Annotated in this window: 2 protein-coding genes; one reads left to right on the plus strand and one right to left on the minus strand. The window is 34.7% G+C overall.

All coding sequences use genetic code 11. From position 1 onward, the window contains the following. The coding region (locus tag QUB08_RS31745; RefSeq protein ID WP_333230249.1) for an IS630 family transposase at nt 1-794 on the minus strand (794 nt) is incomplete at its 3' end. Nucleotides 795-1,127: 333 nt separating this feature from the next. Between QUB08_RS31745 and QUB08_RS31750 the strand changes: the two genes are divergently transcribed. Then, a partial coding sequence (locus QUB08_RS31750; RefSeq protein ID WP_333230249.1) for an IS630 family transposase occupies nt 1,128-1,921 on the plus strand: 794 nt, incomplete at its 3' end.

Raw genomic sequence — 1,921 nt, forward strand, 5'->3', positions numbered from 1 at the left:
TGATTACCTGCTGATACCCATTCATTGATTAGCTCTTCATAAAAGAGTTTTAGCACTTGATAAAAATTATATGAATTACCTTTTTTGAGGAACTCTACCCACCTTTTTTTATCCGATTTTCTCACTCCTCCCATTACATTAACTCTGCCTTTTCTCCGGTCTCCTCTGACCTTTTTTCGGCTGCTTTTTTTACACCAGTTCTTTCTTCTGGTGACTCTTAAGCTAAATCCAGTCTCGTCCCAAAACCATACCTGTAATCGTTCGGGCGTTTCTTTTTCTATTTTTAAATATTCGGCTATCTTTATTTTAAACGCTGTTCTTTTTTCGGGATTTCTCTTCGACTCCAGGCTATACTTAGCCCAGATGTAAACATACTTTTTTTTCTTTAATATCCTCCGAACTTGTCCTCCACTTAATTTTATTCCTGTGGATTGTTCTAAGTATGTTGCTAATCTCTGCGCTGTCCATCGTCCAAAATCATATCCTAATTCTTGAGGGTCTTTTTCTATAGTTTCTAATAATATATTTATATATTCATCGGTGGCTTTTTTGTGATTTTCCTTCATCCTTTCATCTATTAGACTTTCTAGATTGTCGGGGTCTCCCTTCATACACCAATAAGATACTTTGTTGACTGAACAACCCAAAAAGTCAGCGATGTGAGATTGTGTTTTACCGTCATTGAGCAATAATAAAATCAGAATTCTTTCTCTGACATTTGCATTTTCTTCCTCTTTTAAAGCTTTCTGTAGTTTCTCTATTTGTTTGGGATTGAGATGGTTTTTTGCTGGCATTTTTGTATTAATTGACTAAACTAAATTTTTATTATACCCTATTTAAAGGCACAACAGCTTACCGGAGAAGAAGTAGAAAAAGCCCTCAAAAAAAAGGGGCAAAATTAATATACTTGTCGCCCTATTCGCCGGACTTCTCCCTAATTTATAATTTAGGGTCAAAACTTAAAAATATTCTCCGTTCTATCAAAACGACTAATTATCAAGAGTTAGCAAAAGCCATAAAGTTTGCATTTAATGAAGTTACAGAGCGAAAATATTTGGAATTGGTTTAAGCTGTTGTGCCTTTAAATAGGGTATAATAAAAATTTAGTTTAGTCAATCAATACAAAAATGCCAGCAAAAAACCATCTCAATCCCAAACAAATAGAGAAACTACAGAAAGCTTTAAAAGAGGAAGAAAATGCAAATGTCAGAGAAAGAATTCTGATTTTATTATTGCTCAATGACGGTAAAACACAATCTCACATCGCTGACTTTTTGGGTTGTTCAGTCAACAAAGTATCTTATTGGTGTATGAAGGGAGACCCCGACAATCTAGAAAGTCTAATAGATGAAAGGATGAAGGAAAATCACAAAAAAGCCACCGATGAATATATAAATATATTATTAGAAACTATAGAAAAAGACCCTCAAGAATTAGGATATGATTTTGGACGATGGACAGCGCAGAGATTAGCAACATACTTAGAACAATCCACAGGAATAAAATTAAGTGGAGGACAAGTTCGGAGGATATTAAAGAAAAAAAAGTATGTTTACATCTGGGCTAAGTATAGCCTGGAGTCGAAGAGAAATCCCGAAAAAAGAACAGCGTTTAAAATAAAGATAGCCGAATATTTAAAAATAGAAAAAGAAACGCCCGAACGATTACAGGTATGGTTTTGGGACGAGACTGGATTTAGCTTAAGAGTCACCAGAAGAAAGAACTGGTGTAAAAAAAGCAGCCGAAAAAAGGTCAGAGGAGACCGGAGAAAAGGCAGAGTTAATGTAATGGGAGGAGTGAGAAAATCGGATAAAAAAAGGTGGGTAGAGTTCCTCAAAAAAGGTAATTCATATAATTTTTATCAAGTGCTAAAACTCTTTTATGAAGAGCTAATCAATGAATGGGTATCAGCAGGTAATCA

Source organism: Microcoleus sp. BR0-C5 (genome assembly GCF_036705045.1).
Lineage (GTDB): Bacteria > Cyanobacteriota > Cyanobacteriia > Cyanobacteriales > Microcoleaceae > Microcoleus.